The organism is Mesorhizobium sp. CNPSo 4671, from assembly GCF_057784245.1.
Genome location: NZ_JBWLUW010000005.1, coordinates 336,151 through 350,310, shown reverse-complemented (window position 1 = coordinate 350,310; position 14,160 = coordinate 336,151). Strand labels below are relative to the sequence as shown.

The 14,160-nt window shown below is 62.1% G+C and carries 15 protein-coding genes; 12 read left to right on the top strand and 3 right to left on the bottom strand.

Features of this window, described 5'->3' with window-relative positions:
* Nucleotides 1–120: 120 nt before the first annotated feature.
* The gene (locus AC04SF_RS17615) at nt 121–639 is read right to left on the bottom strand and encodes an A24 family peptidase (protein ID WP_096453359.1); all 519 of its coding nucleotides are present in this window, start codon (nt 637–639) and stop codon (nt 121–123) included.
* Between the two features lie 173 nt (nt 640–812).
* Nucleotides 813–989, bottom strand: a complete 177-nt coding sequence (locus AC04SF_RS17610) for a Flp family type IVb pilin (RefSeq protein WP_096453357.1) — start codon at nt 987–989, stop codon at nt 813–815.
* 357 nt (nt 990–1,346) lie between these two features.
* Between AC04SF_RS17610 and AC04SF_RS17605 the strand changes: the two genes are divergently transcribed.
* The 3 genes from AC04SF_RS17605 (at nt 1,347) to AC04SF_RS17595 (ending at nt 3,157) form a co-directional block, all read left to right on the top strand.
* A complete protein-coding gene (locus AC04SF_RS17605; RefSeq protein WP_096453355.1) occupies nt 1,347–1,769 on the top strand; it encodes a pilus assembly protein N-terminal domain-containing protein in 423 nt (140 codons plus the stop codon).
* Between the two features lie 139 nt (nt 1,770–1,908).
* Entirely contained in the window at nt 1,909–2,499 is a 591-nt protein-coding gene (locus tag AC04SF_RS17600) for a TadE/TadG family type IV pilus assembly protein (RefSeq protein WP_488478865.1), read from the top strand.
* Between the two features lie 34 nt (nt 2,500–2,533).
* A complete protein-coding gene (locus AC04SF_RS17595) occupies nt 2,534–3,157 on the top strand; it encodes a TadE/TadG family type IV pilus assembly protein (RefSeq protein ID WP_488478864.1) in 624 nt (207 codons plus the stop codon).
* 6 nt (nt 3,158–3,163) lie between these two features.
* Here the strand turns inward: AC04SF_RS17595 and AC04SF_RS17590 are convergent, their stop codons facing one another.
* Nucleotides 3,164–4,087, bottom strand: coding sequence for a phosphate/phosphite/phosphonate ABC transporter substrate-binding protein (locus AC04SF_RS17590; protein WP_488478863.1), 924 nt, complete (start codon nt 4,085–4,087; stop codon nt 3,164–3,166).
* A gap of 222 nt (nt 4,088–4,309) precedes the next feature.
* On the opposite strand from AC04SF_RS17590, the gene AC04SF_RS17585 reads away from it, so the two are divergent.
* The 9 genes from AC04SF_RS17585 (at nt 4,310) to AC04SF_RS17545 (ending at nt 14,155) form a co-directional block, all read left to right on the top strand.
* Nucleotides 4,310–5,551, top strand: coding sequence for a phosphopentomutase (locus tag AC04SF_RS17585; protein WP_096453347.1), 1,242 nt, complete (start codon nt 4,310–4,312; stop codon nt 5,549–5,551).
* Nucleotides 5,544–6,434: a bifunctional DNA-formamidopyrimidine glycosylase/DNA-(apurinic or apyrimidinic site) lyase gene (gene mutM / locus AC04SF_RS17580; protein ID WP_488478862.1), complete on the top strand. Its 891-nt coding sequence runs from the start codon at nt 5,544–5,546 to the stop codon at nt 6,432–6,434. The genes AC04SF_RS17585 and mutM overlap by 8 nt, the downstream gene beginning before the upstream one ends.
* Before the next feature lie 117 nt (nt 6,435–6,551).
* On the top strand, nt 6,552–7,325 hold the full coding sequence (locus AC04SF_RS17575; protein ID WP_488478861.1) for an enoyl-CoA hydratase: 774 nt from the start codon (nt 6,552–6,554) through the stop codon (nt 7,323–7,325).
* Nucleotides 7,326–7,506: 181 nt separating this feature from the next.
* Nucleotides 7,507–7,773 (top strand): 30S ribosomal protein S20, encoded by a 267-nt coding sequence (rpsT, locus tag AC04SF_RS17570; protein WP_010913342.1) that lies wholly within the window; start codon nt 7,507–7,509, stop codon nt 7,771–7,773.
* An 857-nt stretch (nt 7,774–8,630) separates the two neighbouring features.
* Nucleotides 8,631–10,175 carry a chromosomal replication initiator protein DnaA gene (gene dnaA, locus AC04SF_RS17565; RefSeq protein ID WP_096453343.1) on the top strand — a complete coding sequence of 515 codons (1,545 nt, stop codon included), beginning with the start codon at nt 8,631–8,633 and terminating at the stop codon, nt 10,173–10,175.
* A 362-nt stretch (nt 10,176–10,537) separates the two neighbouring features.
* Nucleotides 10,538–11,656, top strand: a complete 1,119-nt coding sequence (gene dnaN, locus AC04SF_RS17560; RefSeq protein ID WP_010913340.1) for a DNA polymerase III subunit beta — start codon at nt 10,538–10,540, stop codon at nt 11,654–11,656.
* An 84-nt stretch (nt 11,657–11,740) separates the two neighbouring features.
* On the top strand, nt 11,741–12,880 hold the full coding sequence (recF, locus tag AC04SF_RS17555; RefSeq protein WP_488478860.1) for a DNA replication/repair protein RecF: 1,140 nt from the start codon (nt 11,741–11,743) through the stop codon (nt 12,878–12,880).
* A 31-nt stretch (nt 12,881–12,911) separates the two neighbouring features.
* A complete protein-coding gene (locus AC04SF_RS17550; protein ID WP_488478859.1) occupies nt 12,912–13,664 on the top strand; it encodes a molybdopterin-synthase adenylyltransferase MoeB in 753 nt (250 codons plus the stop codon).
* Between the two features lie 2 nt (nt 13,665–13,666).
* Entirely contained in the window at nt 13,667–14,155 is a 489-nt protein-coding gene (locus tag AC04SF_RS17545) for a GNAT family N-acetyltransferase (protein WP_488478858.1), read from the top strand.
* The last annotated feature ends 5 nt before the right edge of the window (nt 14,156–14,160 follow it).

The following is a 14,160-nucleotide window of genomic DNA, read 5'->3' as shown; positions in this document are numbered from 1 at the left end:
TTAATTTAAGGTTTACATAAATTAGCTGGATCGCGCCGTGACGGACGCAAAGAGCCCGGCCACGGCTCTTTCAAAGGGGTCGGGCAAACGCGGTCAAGGATAACGGAAATCAGATCGTGTTCAGCTCGCAAGCCTTGCCAGCGCCCACACCATCAGAGGCGAATCCGGATAGGTCAGCAATCCACCCACGCCGAGCGCGATCCCATAGGGAACGCCGGTCGTGTCATCCGCGAAATGACGCAGGAATGGATTGCGGCCGGTAATAATCGCCAGCGGCGACTTCCGGTAAAACAGGATGGCGAGCGTCAGCAGACCACCGATGATCGTCGAGACAACGAGGTATTCGACGAGATGGATGTTCAACCCCATCCACACGGCCGTGGCGGCAAGCAACTTGGCGTCGCCTCCGCCCATGCCACCCATGGCGAACAGGCCGAACGTCACTGCAAGGACCAGGGCGCCGGCGGCGAAATGCCATCCGTAGGCTGCCCATTCCATACCCGTCAGCGGCGCAACCAGCGCGAAGACGACGACAAGCAGCACCGACACGCGGTTGGCAATCGTCATCGACAGCATGTCGGAGATCGCGGCAAACAGCATGCAGAACGGAAAGACGACGAATATCAGGGCTTCAAGCATCGGCGCTATGCCTATTGTGCGAATTCCACCGGCCTCAATCTATGCATGTTCGATTAACGATTGATGAGACCTGTAAACGAAAAGACGCCTGTGTTGGCTACGACATAGAAAAAGGGCCGCAAACGTGGCGGCCCTTTTCCAGAACGCAATCTGAATATCCAGCAATAAGCAGATTAGCTGCCGCTGGTGTTCAGGGTGTTGCCGATTGCGGTGAACTTGGCGTTGATCGCATTGCCAAGGGCGCCGGCGCCGGTGATGATGGCGAGCGCGATGAGGGCGGCGATCAGACCATATTCGATAGCGGTCGCGCCGGATTCGTCCTTCACGAAACGTGCAAAAAGGTTAGACATTCGAGAGCTCCTACTCCACGTGTTACAGCACTTCCGTCAACTTCTGTAATGGTTGATCGGATGCTGCCAATCTAGGGAGAAGCTCTTTCGATCGGCTTAATAAACAGCCTTACCGATTCCTTTCCCGGCTCGAACGGAGTGCGTGGTTAACTCCATGCTAAGCGCTGGCTAAACAGCCGTTTCCCGAGCCAACGCCGCAAAAGGCAAGGGCTTAAGGGAGCTTGCGACCCGGCGCGGATCCGGCCATGCGAACAGCCATGCCGGTCGCTACATCCGGCGCCGGCAAGCCGACTTAACCGTTGGTTCACCAATCTCGTTCATGTTCCGTTGAACAGTTTGCTTGCGTGGAGCGCCTCGATGGCCGTGCAGAGATCCTCAATCGCGATTGCCGTGCTTCTTGCCGCCACGAGCTTGATCACGCCGGCCAGGGCCGGTGCCGATATCCAAGTCACCATGAATCAGGCCAAGATCGTGAAACTGTCGCGCCCCGCCGACACGATCGTTGTCGGCAACCCGGCCATCGCCGATGCCTCCGTCCAGGACGCCTCGACGATCGTGCTTACCGGCAAGGGTTTCGGCGTCACCAATCTCGTCGTTCTCGACCAGGAGGGCAGCCCGATCGTCGACGCGCAGGTTACCGTCGTGCGGCAGGCGGCCTCGTCGGTTCGCATTTACCGGCGTGCGGAGGTCCAGACCATGTCGTGCACGCCCTATTGCGAAAGCTCCTACAAGAGCGAGGCTGAAAAATCCTCCGAAGCCGAGATGAGCGTGAGCAAATAGGCTGCGCGGCCCCAATTGCCGTCCAGGTTACTGGCCGGTTAAGACGCCCGCGCCGACTTTAACGATCATCCAAACCGGACCTCAATTGGTTTGCGCTAATACATCTGCCGGAACCGTCCAGGGGTGGCAGGAACAGGGCATGAGCAACGAATTCGGCTCGACAGGTCAGCACAAGGTGGAGCGCGCCAGGTTTTTGAAGCGCTTCGTTCGCAACCGCCGTGGCAGCACGGCCATCGAATTCGCAATTCTTGCATTGCCGTTCGCGCTTCTTGTCTTTGGCATCCTCGAAAGCTGCATCTCTTTTGCCGGCCAGGAAGTGATGGCCAACATCACCGACGATGTCGCGCGCCAGTTGCGCACGGGCCAGTTGAGGCCGGCCGATGTCGCCGGGAGCAAATTGACGACCCTGATCTGCAGCAGACTGCAGATCATCGTCTCGACGGATTGCCCGCAACAGCTGCTCGTCGACCTTCGCGAGTATCCGACTTTCGCAGACGCGGCGACTGCGACGTTCAAGATCCAGAACGGCGATGTCGTGCTGATGCAAGGCACGAACTCACAGACATTCGCTAACACGCCTGGCCTGGCGGAATCGAAGAACATGCTGCGGGTCTTCTACAAATGGCCTGTCGTGACGGATCTGATGGCCAGGTCGATGGCCAATCTGAGCGGTGGCAGGACACTGCATTTTGCGTCGGTGACCTGGCAGAACGAGCCGTTCGACAATTGAGTTCGCAAGCACCAACAAGAAAAAAGGCAATGACATGATGCGTGCGGGGGCACATCCGGGAATTGCCGGACTCTGGAGCAAGGCGGTCGGATTCTGCTCCAATCGCCGTGGAGTGGCGGCGGTCGAGTTCGCTCTGATCGTGCCTATCCTGCTGATCATGTACTTCATGACCATGGAGGCGTCGCAGGCCATCGAGACGAGCAAGAAGGTCAGCCGCATCGGCAGCATGGTCGCGGATCTCGTCACGCAGCAGCCGACCATCGTCAAGGCGGATCTCGACGCCATCATGAAAATCGGCACCTCGACCATTCAGCCCTACAACCGTTCGACGCCGAACATCACCATCACGGCGATACAGGTCACCACCGATACGCCGCCCAAGGTCCTGGTGGTGTGGTCACGCAAGGTCGTCAATGGTACCTACAGTGTCGGGGCCACCGCAGGCACGACCACCACGGTTCCGACAACGCTCAAGGTCGCCGGTACCTTCCTCATCCGCGTTGACAGCAACCTTAGCTATGCGCCGATTATCGGCTGGACGACGGATACCCAGCAAAAGCTTGGACTGACCCAATCTCTAACCACCACGATCCCGATGGGCGAGACCTACTATCTGCGACCGCGCAGAAGCCTGACGATCCCCTGCGGCGATTGCTGAAGACTTTTACTGCTGCCCACCGTCGGCCGACACCAGGCGCACGATGGCTTCCGCCGCCGAATAATCCTTTGGAGACACGGTCAAAAAGCCGCCAGAGTGTTTCGATTCCAGGAGATCGTAGACATCCGGCGTCGTCGATTTGAGGTTGGTGAGGAACACGGTCAGCCGGCGCTTGGCTTCCGGGTCGAGATCAGTGCGTACGGCATGGGGACCGTATCTCAGCAAGCCGGACGTCCAAATGACCTGGAACGTCGACGGCGAAAGGCCGGCCAATTCGAGCCTTACCTGCGTGCCATCAGACAATAGAGGCTGGCCGTCGGCCGTCGCCGTCACCCAACCGAATAAGGCGTCGACCTGACCATCGAAGAGCATTTTTTCCGCCGCCGACGCTGAATCGGCATGAACCAGAAACGGTGAATCTTCGGTGATCTTGACGTGTTCGGCGGCCAGTTCCGCCAGCGGCAGAAGCGAGCCCCCGACGCTGTCCGGCGGCGGCATGGCGATCCGGTGCGTCTCAATCGCGCCCAGGCCGGACAGCTTGCCGTCCCTGGTCAGCAGCACGGAACGGATGCCGGCCGCACCATCGGAATCAACCGGTGCCACAAGCGGCTCGATGCATCCGCAACGTTGCAGCGCCGTGGCGTAGGCCGTTGCCGAATAGATGGCGTACTCGATCCGGGCGTTGGCCTGCGCCTCGATCAGTGCCGCATAGTCGCGCGCAACGACGAACTCCACCTTCATGCCAAGCGCATTGGTAAAGGATTGCGTCAACAGCGCCAGCCCCGGAACGGTGTTGCCGGCGCCAGGCTCGGCGACGATGCCAATGCGAAATGTGCCGATATCATCGCGCCAGTCGGCCCGCGCCGGACCACACCAGAGGGCGCCATGCACGGCCACCACGGCAGCACATGCCTTCAGCGCAGCGTTCATAAAAAGACCGTCCTTGGGTTTTCTTCGATCCATGCCCATGCCTGGTGCGCCGTAATACTTTTAATCTTGGATTACGTCTGTCGTCGTCACCCCAAAACCGCTGCGCACTTTTGGGCGACATGCACTGGACTATCCACGCCAGCCGTTGCCGTTTGGTTTCCGAATTGCCAACACCGCCGTGGAACCCTATGTCTGGGCGTCCAAACTGGCAACAATGACCCGATGGCGCGTGCTTTCCTCTTTGTCCTGGATTCCTTCGGCGTCGGCGGCGCGGCCGACGCTGAACGCTATGGTGACGCCGGCGCCAACACGCTTGCGCACATCGCCGAAGCCTGCGCCGAAGGGCGCGCGGATCGCGAGCGGCTTCGTCAGGGGCCGCTGTTTGTCCCGCACATGGCATCTCTCGGGCTCGGCAAGGCAGCCGAGACGGCGACAGGATTGGCTTTTGCCCATTTCGGGACGGATTTGGCCGCCAATGCCTTCCATGGCGCGGCGCAGGAAGTCTCGAGCGGCAAGGACACCCCTTCCGGTCACTGGGAGATCGCAGGCCTGCCGGTTCGCTTCGACTGGGGTTATTTCCCGGATACGGTTCCCGCCTTTCCGGCAGATCTGACCGCGGCGATGATCCGCGAGGGCGAGGTTTCAGGTATTCTCGGCAACTGCCATGCGTCCGGCACCGAGATCATCGAACGCTTCGGCGAGGAACACATCCGCACCGGCAAGCCGATCTGTTACACCTCCGTCGACTCGGTCCTGCAGATCGCCGCGCATGAAGTCCATTTCGGGTTGGAGCGGCTTTATGAATTCTGTCAGGTGGTGCGCCGGCTGGTCGATCCGCTGAGGATCGGGCGCGTGATCGCACGGCCGTTCGTCGGCGAGACCGCCGGCACCTTCCAGCGGACCTACAACCGCCATGACTACGCCGTGCCGCCGCCGGAGCCGACCTTGCTCGACCGGCTGACGGCGCGGGGAAGCCGCGTCATCGCCGTCGGCAAGATCGGCGACATCTTCGCCCATCGCGGGGTTTCGGAAGTGCGCAAGGCGGCCGGCAACATGGCCATGTTCGACAAGGCGCTCGGTGCGATGGATGATGCCGGCGACGGCGATCTCGTCTTTGCCAATTTCGTCGATTTCGACACCGAATTCGGCCATCGCCGCGATGTCGCCGGCTATGCCGCCGCGCTCGAGGCCTTCGACCGGCGGCTGCCGGAAGCATTCGCAAAACTGCGGCAGGGCGACCTTCTCATCCTGACGGCCGACCACGGCAATGATCCGACGTGGCGAGGGACCGATCATACGCGTGAACGTATCCCGGTGATCGGCATGGGACCGGGTTTGACAGGTGGCGACATCGGACTGAGAACGACATTCGCCGATATTGGCGAGACCGTCGCCGAACACCTCGGCCTGGCGCCCGGCCGCCACGGCACTTCTTTCCATGCGATGATTGGCGGCCATGCCTGAGTTGCCCGAAGTCGAAACGGTGCGGCGTGGGCTGCAGCCGGTCCTGGAAGGTGCCCGCCTGACCAAGGTCGAGGCGCGGCGGCCGGATTTGCGCTTTCCCTTTCCCGAACGGTTTGCGGAACGGCTGACCGGCAAGACGATCACGGCGCTCGGCCGCCGGGCCAAATATCTGACCATGCATGTGCAGGACGGCCCGGTGCTGATCTGCCATCTCGGCATGTCGGGCTCGTTTCGCATCGAGACCGAAGACGATAACGAGACACCGGGCGTGTTCCACCACGAACGCTCGAAAAGCACGACCCACGACCATGTCGTGTTCGATGTCGCCGCCGCCGACGGCGCCCGGTCCCGCGTGATCTTCAACGACCCACGCCGCTTCGGTTTCATGCTGTTTGCGGAAGGATCGCCGGAGACGCATCCGATGCTGGCCGGACTGGGCGTCGAGCCTACGGGCAACGCGCTGGACGGCGCGCTGCTCGCCTCGCTGCTGAAGGGCCGCGGATCACCGCTGAAGGCAGCACTTCTTGACCAGAAGCTGATCGCGGGGCTTGGCAATATTTACGTGTCGGAGGCGCTTTGGCGCGCCGGCCTGTCGCCCTTGCGCGCGGCGGGCACCATCGCCAAGCCGGGCAAGAAGGCCAGGGAGCAAAGCGAACGCCTAGCCGAGGCGATCCGCTCGGTCATATCAGATGCCATCGCCGCCGGCGGGTCGTCGCTGCGCGATTACGTGCATACCGACGGATCGCTGGGCTATTTCCAGCATTCCTTCGCCGTCTACGACCGCGAAGGCGAGCCCTGCCCGAAGCCCGGCTGCGGCGGCCATATCGAGCGTGTCGTGCAGAGCGGACGCTCGACCTTCTATTGCCGGACGTGTCAGAGCTGAGTTAGAGCAATTCCAGGAAAAGTGTGAACGGTTTTCCCCGGGAAAAGCGCATAGCGCTTTCCCTAGGGAATTGCGTCAAGCAATGAGATGGACCGGGCCGAGTGAGGAGAAGCAGCCATGGCCTATGAAACGATCATCACCGAGACGCGCGGCAAGGTCGGGCTGATCACGCTGAACCGGCCAAAGGCGCTTAATGCTCTGAATTCCCAGATCCTTGCTGAACTCGTCGCAGCCGTGAACGGTTTCGGCGCCGATCCTGGCATCGGCGCCATGGTTCTTACCGGTTCCGACAAGGCCTTCGCCGCTGGTGCCGACATCAAGGAGATGCAGGCGATCTCCTATGTGGACGCCTATAGCCAAAACTTCTTCGCGGGTTGGGAAGAGTTCACGCGCACGCGCAAGCCGATCATTGCGGCGGTGGCCGGCTATGCGCTCGGCGGCGGATGCGAGCTGGCCATGATGTGCGACTTCATCATTGCCGCCGACACCGCCAAATTCGGCCAGCCCGAAATCACGCTCGGCGTCATTCCCGGCATGGGCGGGTCGCAACGCCTGACCCGGTTCGTCGGCAAGTCGAAGGCGATGGATATGTGCCTGACCGGACGGATGATGGATGCCGCGGAAGCCGAGCGCTCAGGCCTGGTGTCGCGGGTCGTGCCCGCCGCCGGGCTTGTCGAGGAGGCGGTCAAGGCGGCGGCCAAGATCGCCGATTTCTCGCTGCCGTCGGTGATGATGGCGAAGGAAGCCGTCAACCGTTCCTATGAGACGACGTTGGCCGAGGGATTGCGGTTCGAGCGCCGTCTGTTCCACTCGCTTTTCGCGCTCGAAGACCAGAAGGAAGGCATGGCGGCCTTTGCCGAAAAGCGGAAACCGAATTTCACCAATCGGTAGAGTGTTGCCGGCCCGCGATCGAAACCCTGTGGCATCGGCCAAAAAGAACGCCAGGCAGCGTTGACGCGCCGGAAAAGCTGAACTATAAGCCGCACCAACCGAGGCGGCCCTGTGGCTGCCCGTTTGTTTTTTGCGCCCTGCGGCATGCCGCGTGCGCCGACCAGATCAGAAGAGAGGCATCATGGCCAACACATCCTCGGCCAAAAAGGCAACGCGCAAGATCGCCCGCCGCGCAGCGATCAACAAGAACCGCCGCTCGCGCGTGCGCACCTATGTCCGCCAGGTCGAGGAGGCACTCGCCTCCGGTGACAAGGCTGCCGCTCAGGCCGCTTTCAAGGCCGCCGAGCCGGAATTGATGCGCGCCGCGACCAAGGGCGTGATCCACAAGAACACCGCGTCCCGCAAGGTGTCGCGTCTGGCCGCGCGCCTCAAGGTGCTGTCGGCCTGATATCGCCTTTACAGACTAAGCTTCCTTAAAACCCGGCCGATCGTGCCGGGTTTTTTCGTTTGCCGGCAAGTACTTAAAAAGAATGCTCGGAAACGGCGCCCAAAGCAGATTCCAGACTTCGAAATGCTTTGCCGGCACATGCATGCCTGCTGATGGTTGACATGCTTGAAAAGTGGCGGCTTAAAGATTCTTAACTATCAAAAATAAGCGATATTTTTCAAATAGTTACCCATGGTCATCCACAGCCTGTCCACAGCGCCACGAGGGGACGGGAGGACAACTGGCTGTCAAGCGAATTATTTCAGAATATTTCGCAGCGGGCCGGCTTTTTCATATTCGCCGGAAAAGGGTTTGAATCACAATGGCTTTGTCAAAATATACCGCTGCGGCATGGCGCCTGAAGGCGCCGGAGGTAACCAGATTCCTTAAAAATCCGTTAGACGTGGCCTTGCCCTATCCACAGCGATTTCGGTAATGTCGATCCATCGAAAGGGACGGGCCTCTGGCCCTAACCCAGCCTGACGCAGCCAGCTTAAATTGGCGGGATTTGCGACGCGGATCAAGTCCGCGGACGGCTTTGGTTTGCTCTTTTTCGATACGGTAGGGGACTGGCGTAACGAGACATGGCAGGTAGACGGCGCGCCGGCGCTCTTTCGCCGGACGGTGTTGTATTGCCCTGACATACCCAACGCGGACTGGCTTCCATGGGCCGGCACCGGTTCCCTCCGAATAGTGGGCGACGTTCATTGCCGGCGGCGGCAACGGGCATCGTAGCGAAGACACAGTCGCCGGAAATAAGGATGCAGGAGGCGCATCCCCGGCGAAAAAACAGGTACAGAAAAGCAAGGAACTCGATCATGCAGAGCGGCATCGAAAGGGAGCTTACGGGCGACCTCCCATTTCCTGGAACTTTGATCGGAGCAAACGAGATGGCGGTCTCCAGCGACGCGGAACAGAAGTTCGACCGGGTCAAGACCCAGTTGAAGGCGCGCCTGGGGGCTGAAGTCTATTCGAGCTGGTTCGGCCGGATGAAGGTCGCGGAGGCGTCCAAGGGCATTGTCCGCATCTCGGTGCCCACCGCGTTCCTGCGCTCGTGGATCAACGGCCACTATCTCGACCTCATCTCCGAGTTGTGGAAGCAGGAGGATGCCGATCTCCTCAAGATCGAGATCGTGGTGCGTACGGCCACCCGCCAGGGGCGCAGCCATGTCGAGCCGGAACTGGCGCCGGCGCGCAAGATGACACGGCAGACACAGACGGTGCTGGCCGCCGGTACTGTGAGCCCTGGCAGGGTGGAACGGCCTCCCGTGCCGCGCCCGGGTGCTGCGGTCGAGACCGAGTTCCGCCACAACGTGCTGGGATCCCCGCTTGATCCCCGCTACACGTTCGGCTCCTTCATCGAAGGCCCGTCGAACCGGGTGGCCTTCGCCGCCGCCAAGGCCGTGGCGGAATCGCAGTCTAGCGCCGTGCGCTTCAACCCGCTTTTCCTGCACGCGACCGTGGGGCTCGGCAAGACCCACCTGCTGCAGGCCATCGCGGCGGAATCGCTGAAGCAGAACCCGAAATCCCGCGTCGTCTATCTCACCGCGGAATATTTCATGTGGCGCTTCGCCACCGCGATCCGCGACAACAATGCGCTGACGCTCAAGGAGCAGCTGCGCGACATCGACCTCTTGATCATCGACGACATGCAGTTCCTGCAGGGCAAGTCGATCCAGCATGAATTCTGCCATTTGATCAACATGCTGCTCGACAGCGCCAAGCAGGTCGTCGTCGCCGCCGACCGGCCGCCGTCCGAGCTGGAATCGCTCGAGCCGCGCGTCCGCTCGCGCCTCAATGGCGGCGTCGCGCTTGAAATGTCGGCGCCTGATTTCGCCATGCGCCTCGGCATGCTCAAACTGCGCCTGGCGACGGCCAGGGTCGACGACGCGTCGCTCGATATTTCCGACGAAATCCTCAACCACGTCGCCCGCACCGTGACCGGCAGCGGACGCGAACTGGAGGGCGCGTTCAATCAGCTGCTGTTCCGCCAGTCGTTCGAGCCGCAGATCACCATCGACCGCATCGACGAGATCCTCGGCCACATCTATCGCACCGGCGAGCCGAAGCGGGTTCGCATCGAGGATATCCAGCGCATCGTGGCGCGCCACTACAACGTGTCGAAGACGGAATTGCTGTCCAACCGGCGCACGCGCACCATCGTCAAGCCGCGGCAGGTCGCCATGTACCTATCCAAGGTGATGACGCCGCGCTCGCTGCCCGAAATCGGACGGCGCTTCGGCGGCCGCGATCACACCACGGTGCTGCACGCCGTGCGCAAGATCGAGGACCTTTCCGGCAACGACAACACGCTGGCCCAGGAACTCGAACTGCTGCGACGGCTGATCAACGACCAGGCCTGACCGGCTCAGGACAGGCAAGCCAGAACTGCGCTGGAATTCAACGGCTTGCCTTTCCAGCCGTGAGCTCGAAATGGGTTCGCGGCTTAGGGCAATTCCAGGAAAAGTGTGAAACGGTTTTCCGTCCGGAGTTGCGTCAAAACAGAGCTCGGCGACGATCCGGATTCCGGATTCAGCACACCGGCTGGCGGTCTTCTCGGCCTTTATCCCCAGAAAGCCCGCGCAGCCGGCCGGAACCGGTGGCGCGGGCTTGCGTTTGCTGGCTTTTTCCTGTCAGTTTACGCAGATTCTGAGCCTGTTCAGACCTTTCGCGGGGCGCCGCCAGCCGGAGACCCGCTCATCCTTTCAAGCGAGCCTGTTTCGTCATGCGTGTTATCCTGGAACGGTCAAATCTCCTGAAGTCGCTCAACCACGTCCACCGTGTGGTCGAACGGCGCAACACGATACCGATCCTGTCCAACGTGCTGCTCAGCGCCGAGGGCGCCAGCCTTGAAATGAAGGCGACCGACCTCGATCTGGAGGTGACGGAGGCGACGCCCGCCAAGGTCGAGCGCGGCGGGGCGACGACGGTTCCGGCGCATTTGCTCTACGACATCGTGCGCAAGCTCTCGGACGGCGCCGAGGTGATGCTGAAGACGGATGAGGACGGCAACGCCATGACGGTGACGTCGGGCCGCTCGAGCTTCCGCCTGCAGTGCCTGCCGCAATCCGACTTTCCCGAGCTTTCGGCCGGATCCTTCTCGCATATCTTCCGGCTCGACTCGGTTGCCTTGAAGGGGCTGATCGAGAAGACGCAGTTCGCCATTTCCACCGAGGAGACGCGCTATTATCTCAACGGCATCTACCTGCACACGCATGAGGTCGGCGGCAAGCTGAAGCTGCGCTCGGTGGCCACCGACGGCCACCGCCTGGCGCGGGCCGAAATCGACGCGCCGGCGGGTTCCGAGGGCATGCCGGGCATCATCATCCCGCGCAAGACGGTGAGCGAGTTGCAGAAGCTGGTCGATGATCCGGATGTCGCCGTGACCACCGAACTGTCCGACACCAAGATCCGCTTCACCATCGGCAGCGTGGTCCTGACCTCGAAGCTGATCGACGGCACCTTCCCGGATTATCAACGGGTCATTCCGACCGGCAATGACAAGAAGCTGATCCTCGACCGCCAGAGCTTTGCCGCGGCGGTCGATCGCGTCTCGACCATTTCCTCCGAACGCGGCCGTGCGGTGAAGCTTTCGATCAGCGAAGGCCAGGTGACGCTTGCGGTCAACAATCCGGATTCAGGCAGCGCCACCGAAGAACTGGCCGCCGACTATTCGTCCGACCCGATCGAGATCGGCTTCAACGCTAAATATCTGCTCGACGTCGCTGCTCAGTTGACCGGAACGGAAGCCAAATTCATGCTGGCCGATGCCGGTTCGCCGACGCTGATCCACGACATGGCCGACGAGACCGCACTTTACGTGCTGATGCCGATGCGGGTGTAGCCGGCGCTGCATCGTCGATCCGGCTCTGCGACGGGACCGGTAGCAAGTACAATGGTTGCGGCGACTTCTACAGGCGGATAGCGGTTGCCCGGACAAATCCATATAAGTAAGCTTACACTTACTAATTTCCGCAATTATGCGGCGCTTGCGATCGATCTCGCCCCGGGCGCCGTGGTGTTTTCCGGCGACAACGGCGCGGGCAAGACCAATCTCCTCGAAGCGATTTCTTTTCTGACGCCCGGGCGCGGCCTGCGCCGTGCCCCTTACGCCGATGTCGCGCGCGAGGGCGGCGACGGCGGCTTTGCGCTGCACGCCCGGCTCGACGGACCCGACGGTCAGATCGAGATCGGCACGGGGATTTCGGTTGGCGAGGGCGAAGGCGGGCGGCGGGTTCGCATCAATGGCGCGACTGCCCGCTCGGCCGAGGAGATGCTGGAATGGCTGCGCGTCGTGTGGCTGACGCCGGCCATGGATGCGCTGTTCACCGGACCGGCCGCGGACCGCCGGCGCTTCCTCGACCGGCTGGTGCTGGCGATCGATCCGGGCCACGGCCAGCGCGCTCTTGATTACGAAAAGGCGATGCGCGGCCGTAATCGTCTGCTTACCGAGGGCTCGCGGGATGATCGCTGGTTCGAGGCGATCGAGACGCAGATGGCCGAAACCGGCGTCGCCATTGCGGCGGCGCGAGCCGAACTGGTGCGGCTGCTCGCCGCCATGATCGACAGGCTGCCCGACACGGGACCGTTCCCGCAGGCCGATATCAGCCTTTCCGGCGATCTGGAAGCCGAGGTTTCCACCGCGCCGGCGGTCGATGTCGAGGAGCGGTTCCGCCGGGCGCTTGCCGGTGGCCGCGATCGCGATCGCGCCGCGGGACGAACACTCGAAGGCCCGCACCGTTCCGATCTCCTGGTCAGGCACCGGCCCAAGGCGATGCCAGCCGAGCTTTGCTCGACCGGCGAGCAGAAGGCGCTGCTGGTCGGCATCGTCCTGTCGCATGCCCGGCTGACCGGCGAGATGTCGGGTATGACACCGATCCTGCTGCTCGACGAAATCGCCGCCCATCTCGACGGTGGGCGGCGCGCGGCACTGTTTTCGATCCTGGAGGAATTGAACTGTCAGGCGTTCATGACGGGGACCGATGCGGCGCTGTTTTCCAGCCTCAAGGGGCGTGCGCAATTCCTGACCGTCGACCACGGCACGGTTGGGCCAACCGAAGACGCCTGACAAGGTTTTTCAGCCGCTATATGCTGCTGACATGACCACCGCACTCACCGCTGACGAGATCGAACGCTATGCCCGCCACATCGTGCTGCCCGAGGTCGGCGGCGCGGGCCAGCAGAAGCTCAAGCAAGCGCGGGTCCTGGTGATCGGCGCCGGCGGCCTGGGCGCGCCGGTGCTCGAATATCTTGCGGCGGCCGGCGTCGGCACGCTTGGCATCGTCGACGACGACACCGTGTCGCTCTCCAATTTGCAGCGCCAGGTCATCCACGGCACCGATACGGTCGGCATGCTGAAAACCGACAGCGCCAAGGCGGCAATCACCCGCATTAATCCCAATACGGCGGTCGAGACGCACACAGTCCGGCTGAACACGGACAACGCCCCTGCCCTGATCGCCGGCTATGACATCACCGTCGACGGGTCCGACAATTTCGAGACCCGTTATACGGTGGCCGATGCCTGTGCGAACGAGCGCAAACCGCTGGTGCATGCCGCCGTCGGCCGCTTCGACGGCTCGGTGACGGTGCTGAAGCCTTTCGAGAACGGCAAGGATGGCAAGCCGAACCCTGGCTATCGCGATCTCTTTCCCGAAGCCCCACCGCCTGGCCTGGTGCCGTCCTGCGCCGAGGCCGGGGTGCTTGGCGCGCTGACCGGCGTCATCGGCACGCTGCAGGCGATGGAGGCGATCAAACTGATCACCGGCATCGGCGAGCCGCTGGTCGGCCGACTGCTGCTCTACGATGCGCTCGCCGCGCGCTTCGAAACGATCCGCTACGCCAGGCGCTGATCTTGGAGCGGACCGTACCCCTTTCCATCGACCGCATTGCGGCCGATTTCAGCCGCTGGGACGAGGTGCTTGCCTTGATCATGCGTGCCTTCGCCTTCATGGACGGGATCATCGACCCGCCGTCCTCGGCCCACCTGCTCACCGTCGACACACTGCGCGACAAGGCACGACAGGAGACCGGTTTCGTGGCGCTCGACGGCGACAGGATCGTCGGTTGCGTCTTTGCTCTTGAGAGGGCCGACGACTTTTATGTCGGCAAGCTCGCCGTCGCCCCGGACTGCCAGGGGCAAGGCATCGCCCGGCGACTGATGCGGGCGATCGAAATTCTTGCGCTCGACCGCGGCAAGGCAGCGCTGGAACTGCAGACGCGGATCGAGCTCACCGCCAATCACGCCGCCTTTGCCCGCCTCGGCTTTCACGAGACCGGCCGGACGGCGCATGAAGGCTACGCCAGGCCGACCTCTATCTCGATGCGCAAGGCGCTTTCGTGAGTTTT

What these genes read in the sequence shown, in the direction of transcription:
- AC04SF_RS17615 (WP_096453359.1), bottom strand. Translation starts at nt 639, where the DNA reads ATGCTTGAAGCCCTGATATTCGTCGTCTTTCCGTTCTGCATGCTGTTT.
- AC04SF_RS17610 (WP_096453357.1), bottom strand. Translation starts at nt 989, where the DNA reads ATGTCTAACCTTTTTGCACGTTTCGTGAAGGACGAATCCGGCGCGACC.
- AC04SF_RS17605 (WP_096453355.1), top strand. Translation starts at nt 1,347, where the DNA reads ATGGCCGTGCAGAGATCCTCAATCGCGATTGCCGTGCTTCTTGCCGCC.
- AC04SF_RS17600 (WP_488478865.1), top strand. Translation starts at nt 1,909, where the DNA reads ATGAGCAACGAATTCGGCTCGACAGGTCAGCACAAGGTGGAGCGCGCC.
- AC04SF_RS17595 (WP_488478864.1), top strand. Translation starts at nt 2,534, where the DNA reads ATGATGCGTGCGGGGGCACATCCGGGAATTGCCGGACTCTGGAGCAAG.
- AC04SF_RS17590 (WP_488478863.1), bottom strand. Translation starts at nt 4,087, where the DNA reads ATGAACGCTGCGCTGAAGGCATGTGCTGCCGTGGTGGCCGTGCATGGC.
- AC04SF_RS17585 (WP_096453347.1), top strand. Translation starts at nt 4,310, where the DNA reads ATGGCGCGTGCTTTCCTCTTTGTCCTGGATTCCTTCGGCGTCGGCGGC.
- mutM (WP_488478862.1), top strand. Translation starts at nt 5,544, where the DNA reads ATGCCTGAGTTGCCCGAAGTCGAAACGGTGCGGCGTGGGCTGCAGCCG.
- AC04SF_RS17575 (WP_488478861.1), top strand. Translation starts at nt 6,552, where the DNA reads ATGGCCTATGAAACGATCATCACCGAGACGCGCGGCAAGGTCGGGCTG.
- rpsT (WP_010913342.1), top strand. Translation starts at nt 7,507, where the DNA reads ATGGCCAACACATCCTCGGCCAAAAAGGCAACGCGCAAGATCGCCCGC.
- dnaA (WP_096453343.1), top strand. Translation starts at nt 8,631, where the DNA reads ATGCAGAGCGGCATCGAAAGGGAGCTTACGGGCGACCTCCCATTTCCT.
- dnaN (WP_010913340.1), top strand. Translation starts at nt 10,538, where the DNA reads ATGCGTGTTATCCTGGAACGGTCAAATCTCCTGAAGTCGCTCAACCAC.
- AC04SF_RS17550 (WP_488478859.1), top strand. Translation starts at nt 12,912, where the DNA reads ATGACCACCGCACTCACCGCTGACGAGATCGAACGCTATGCCCGCCAC.